Origin of the sequence: Hymenobacter sp. (assembly GCF_036388155.1) — a bacterium.
Taxonomy (GTDB): domain Bacteria; phylum Bacteroidota; class Bacteroidia; order Cytophagales; family Hymenobacteraceae; genus Hymenobacter.
The window spans coordinates 1-4,871 of the sequence record NZ_DASVSI010000097.1 but is presented as its reverse complement, the minus strand read 5'-3'; the positions used below and the strand labels follow the sequence as shown (position 1 = coordinate 4,871).

The following is a 4,871-nucleotide window of genomic DNA, read 5'->3' as shown; positions in this document are numbered from 1 at the left end:
TCGGCTGCGCTCGACATGACGGTCTATTTACATGACGTTCTGAATACAGGACGTTTGTACTTAGCAATAAGGTTGTTCATCAGGACAGCTTTTAACACCTAAATCCTCGCTTATGCCTACGCCCTCGTCTCGCCGCACGGCCATTAAAAACATCCTGACCAGCACCGCGGCGGCCGGTGCCGTGGGGAGCCTGAGCTCATTTATGCCCGAAGAAAAGGAGATGGAAAATGTCGCGTTGAAGGGCAACATCAACCACTCGGTGTGCCGCTGGTGCTTCCAGGACATGTCGGTGGAGCAGCTGTGCGTCGCGGCCAAGGGCATGGGGCTCAAGGGCATCGATTTGGTGGGGCCGGCCGACTGGCCCACGCTGAAAAAGCACGGGCTCGACTCATCGATGTGCAATGGCGCCGAAATCAACCTCACCGACGGGTTCAACGACCCGCAGTTCCACGCCACGCTGCAGAAGAACTACGCGGCCATGATTCCGCGGGTGGCCGAGGCCGGCTACAAGAACCTGATTTGCTTCAGCGGCAGCCGGCGCGGCATGAGCGACGAAACGGGCCTAGCCAATTCCGTGAAAGGCCTGGCGCCGCTGGTGGAGCTGGCGGCCAAGCACAAGGTGGTGCTGGTGATGGAGCTGCTCAACAGCAAAGTCAACCACAAGGACTACCAATGCGACCGCACTTCCTGGGGCGTGGCGCTGGCCAAAAGGCTGGGTTCTGAACATTTTAAGCTGCTTTACGACATCTACCACATGCAGATTGACGAGGGCGACGTCATCCGCACGCTCACCGACAACCAGGCCTACATTGCCCATTACCACACCGCCGGCGTGCCGGGCCGCAACGAAATCGACGACACCCAGGAGCTGAACTACCCGGCCATCATGCGCGCCATCAAAGCCACGGGCTTCAAAGGCTACGTGGCCCAGGAGTTCATCCCCAAGCAGACTGACAAAATAGCCTCGCTGCGCAAAGCCGTGCAGCTGTGCGACGTGTAAATACACGCATAAAAGAGCTAATCGGCTGGCAGTCTTGCTCATCCGGCGTTCGCGCAATCGAAGCTGCTTTCTCCAGTCGTTTGTCATCCTGAGCTTGCGAAGGACCTTATCGAGTTAGAACATTAGCAGTTCTTTGGTGACAAGGTCCTTCGCTGCGCGGACGCCAGATGAGGATGACAGACCCTGCACGCGAGGTGCTTCGACAAGCGGACGCTAGATGAGCATGACCCTTCTTTTACCTATTTACTCACCCTTCAACCCCCTTCCCGCATGAAATCCCACCTTCTTGCGCTTGCCCTTTGTGCCGGCAGCCTCGGCACTGCCCACGCCCAGCAAACCGGCAAGCCGGAGGACACGGAAGTGTACGAGCCCGTGCCCGCCGTGGTGATGCCTGGCAAAACCAGCAGCGACGCGCCCTCCGACGCGCTGGTGCTGTTCGACGGCAAAAACCTCGACCAGTGGGTATCGACCGACACCCGCACGCCCGCCAAGTGGAACGTGGCCGGGGGCGTGCTCACCGTGAACAAGGCCGTGGGCAACATCGAAACCAAGCGCAGCTTCGGCAGCTACCAGCTGCACCTGGAGTGGCGCGTGCCGGCGAACATCACGGGCACGGGGCAGGGACGCGGCAACAGTGGCCTGTTTCTGGCCTCCACGGGCAAGGGCGACCTGGGCTACGAGCTGCAAATTCTGGACATGTACCAGAATAAAACCTACGTCAATGGCATGGCCGGCAGCATCTACAAGCAGGTCATTCCGCTGGCCAACCCCGCCCGCAAGCCCGGCGAGTGGCAGACCTACGACGTGGTGTGGACGGCGCCCGTTTTCGGCGCCAACGGAGCCGTGGTGACGCCCGCCTACGCCACGGTGTTTTTCAACGGCGTGCTGGTGCAGAACCACACGGCCCTCACCGGCCCCACGCAGTACATCGGCAAGGCCAGCTACCAGCAGGCGCACGGCCCCTCCCCCATCAAGCTGCAGGCCCACGGCGACAAAAGCGAGCCGCTGAGCTTCCGTAACATCTGGATTCGCGAGCTGCCAGCCACGAAGTAGCTTTTTAAATGAGCAAAAAGAACGGTCATGCAGAGCGCAGCGAAGCATCTCGCGTGGCCTCGTCTTCACGATTGAGTTACTACCACACGCGAGATGCTTCGCTGCGCTCTGCATGACGGGCTACTTGAATAGCTTTAAAAAGCTGAATTTCGCCAGTAATCACCTCGCCCCTAGTAGCAACTGCGCCTCATCGTCTTTTTTCCCACCCGCTATGAGCCAACTTCCCGAATTACCGTCTCGCCGTAAGTTTTTAGCGCAGGGCGCTGCTGCGGCAGCCACGTTCATGATTGTGCCCCGCTTCGTGCTCGGTGGCCGTGGCTACACAGCTCCGAGCGACCAGTTGGTGGTGGCTGGCGTGGGCGTGGGCGGCAAGGGCGAAAGCGACCTGGCAATGTTTGCCAAAACGGGCAAAGTCCGCATCGGCTACCTCTGCGACGTGGACGACCGCCGCGCGGCCAAAGCCGTGCAGGCCTACCCCAACGCGAAGTACTACAAGGACTGGCGGCAGCTGCTGGATAAGGAAGCCAAGAACTTCGACGCCGTGTCGGTGGCCACGCCCGACCACAACCACGCCGTGGTGACGCTGGCCGCCATGCAGCTGGGCAAGCACGTGTACGTGCAGAAGCCCCTCACCCACGACATCTACGAGGCCCGCGCCCTCACGGAAGCCGCCAAGCGCTACAAAGTGGTGACCCAAATGGGCAACCAAGGCGCCTCGAACGACGGCGTGCGGCAGCTGCAGGAATGGTACGACGACAACGTCATCGGGAAGGTGCACACTGTGTACTGCTGGACCGACCGACCCGTGTGGCCGCAGGGCATTGCCTGGCCGCCCCCCGCCCCCAACGTGCCCGCCGGGCTGGACTGGGACCTGTGGCTGGGCACGGCACCCTTCCGGCCGTATTCCGACAAGCTGGTGCCTTTCAACTGGCGCGGGTGGTGGGAATATGGCACCGGCGCCTTGGGCGACATGGGCTGCCACCTCATGGAAGCGGCATTTCGGGTGCTGGACTTGCAGTACGCCAGCGCCGTGCAAGCCAGCGTGGGCAGCGTGTACGTCGACGAGTTCAAGCGCGGGTACTTCCCCGACAGCTGCCCGCCCTCCAGCCACGTTACCCTGACGTTTCCCAAAACCAAGAAGACCCAGCACGAAGTAACTGTGCACTGGATGGACGGCGGCATTCAGCCCGAACGCCCGGAAGAATTAGGGCCGAACGAGAAGTTCGGCGACGGCGGCAACGGCGTGCTCTTCGTGGGCAAAAAAGGCAAAATGATGGCCAGCACCTACTCCGCCGACCCGCGCCTGCTGCCCCTCTCGCGCAACCAGGAAGTACGCACCAAGCAGAAACTTGCCCGCGTGCCCGGCGGCGCCAACGGCCACTACGGCCAATGGGTGGAGGCCTGCTTGGCGGGCTACGGCAACAAAGAAGTCAGCGCACCCTTCGAAACGGCCGGCCCGCTCACCGAGGCGCTGCTCATGGCCAACCTCGCCATTCGCGGCTACGACCTGCAGCGGCCCAAAGCCAGCGGCACGGGCGTGGAGTACCCCGGCCGCGGCATCGAGCTGCTCTGGGACGCGCAGCAGTTGCGCGTCACCAACTTCGACGAAGTCAACCGCTTTGTCCGGCGCGAGTACCGGCAAGGCTGGTCCTAAGTATTGGTCCCGCTTTTGCAATAAGCCGCTGAAAGTCAGTTTGGCTCACACCTGTTACTCCTTAACCCCACCCCCTATGACTTCTCGTCGAGATTTTCTGGCTTCGGCCGCTTTGCTGTCGGCCGGCCTGTTGGTGTCGCCGTCCTTGCTTGCTGCGCCCAGCAAGCGCTACATCGGTTTGCAGCTCTACACCGTGCGCGCGGCCATGGAGAAAGACCCCGCGGGCACGCTGGCGCAGCTGGCCAAAATTGGCTACAACTCGGTGGAAGGCGCGACCTACACCGGCAGCCAGAAGTTCTACGGCATGGCCCCCAAGGAATTTGCCGCCTTGCTGAAGAAAAACGGCATGATTATGCCCAGCAGCCACTACCGGCTGGGCGAGGAGCAAACAAACGGCGCCCCCACCAAGGGCACCATGCTCCACGAGTGGGACCGCGCCGTGGACGATGCCGCCGCCGCGGGCGTGAAGTACATGGTGTGCGCCTACCTCTCGGAGGCGGAGCGCGGCGGCCTGGACCACTACAAGTACGTGGCCGACCAGCTCAACAAGGCCGGCGAGCGCTGCCAGAAGGCCAGCATCCAGCTGTGCTACCACAACCACGACTTTGAGTTCATGGGCCAGGACGGCCAGCTGCCCTACGACCTGCTGCTGGCCACCGATAAGAAACTGGTGAAAATGGAGCTCGACCTGTACTGGGTAACCAAGGCCGGCAAAGACCCGCTGACCTTGTTTCAGCAGCACCCCGGCCGCTTCCCGCTCTGGCACGTGAAAGACATGGACAAGACGGAAAAGAAATTCTTCACCGAAGTCGGCAACGGCAGCATCGACTTCAAGAAGATATTCGCTCAGGCAAAACTGGCTGGCATGGAATACTTCTTTGTGGAGCAGGATTCCACCCCCGGCTCGCCCTTCGACAGCGTGACCCAGAGCATGGCCTACATCAAGAAAAACCTGGTGTAAGTAGGCGTTCACATAGAACACCTGCTCCGTAAAAGCCCGTCCTGCGCTGACTTTGCTCAGCAGGATGGGCTTTATTATTTAAAAAAGTGGCAGCAACAGGCTTTAAGCATTCCTGAGGTCGCGCTGCCGGTCCGCCCGCCCTAGGCGGGCCGACCGGTTTCCGCAAGAACGGACTCTTCAACGACAACCGGTCGGCCCGCCGA

General features: G+C 61.2%; 4 protein-coding genes. All 4 read left to right on the top strand.

The window, feature by feature from the left end:
* Positions 1-112: 112 nt before the first annotated feature.
* Positions 113-1,000: a hydroxypyruvate isomerase family protein gene (locus VF629_RS13230; RefSeq protein WP_331058962.1), complete on the top strand. Its 888-nt coding sequence runs from the start codon at positions 113-115 to the stop codon at positions 998-1,000.
* A gap of 270 nt (positions 1,001-1,270) precedes the next feature.
* Complete coding sequence (locus tag VF629_RS13225; RefSeq protein WP_331058961.1) at positions 1,271-2,053, top strand: DUF1080 domain-containing protein; 783 nt, start codon at positions 1,271-1,273, stop codon at positions 2,051-2,053.
* A gap of 211 nt (positions 2,054-2,264) precedes the next feature.
* Positions 2,265-3,707, top strand: a complete 1,443-nt coding sequence (locus VF629_RS13220) for a Gfo/Idh/MocA family oxidoreductase (protein WP_331058960.1) — start codon at positions 2,265-2,267, stop codon at positions 3,705-3,707.
* Positions 3,708-3,783: 76 nt separating this feature from the next.
* Positions 3,784-4,668 (top strand): sugar phosphate isomerase/epimerase, encoded by an 885-nt coding sequence (locus VF629_RS13215; RefSeq protein WP_331058959.1) that lies wholly within the window; start codon positions 3,784-3,786, stop codon positions 4,666-4,668.
* The last annotated feature ends 203 nt before the right edge of the window (positions 4,669-4,871 follow it).

Bases quoted from the DNA above. Each gene is read 5' to 3' on its own strand.
- VF629_RS13230 (WP_331058962.1), top strand. From the start codon at position 113: ATGCCTACGCCCTCGTCTCGCCGCACGGCCATTAAAAACATCCTGACC.
- VF629_RS13225 (WP_331058961.1), top strand. From the start codon at position 1,271: ATGAAATCCCACCTTCTTGCGCTTGCCCTTTGTGCCGGCAGCCTCGGC.
- VF629_RS13220 (WP_331058960.1), top strand. From the start codon at position 2,265: ATGAGCCAACTTCCCGAATTACCGTCTCGCCGTAAGTTTTTAGCGCAG.
- VF629_RS13215 (WP_331058959.1), top strand. From the start codon at position 3,784: ATGACTTCTCGTCGAGATTTTCTGGCTTCGGCCGCTTTGCTGTCGGCC.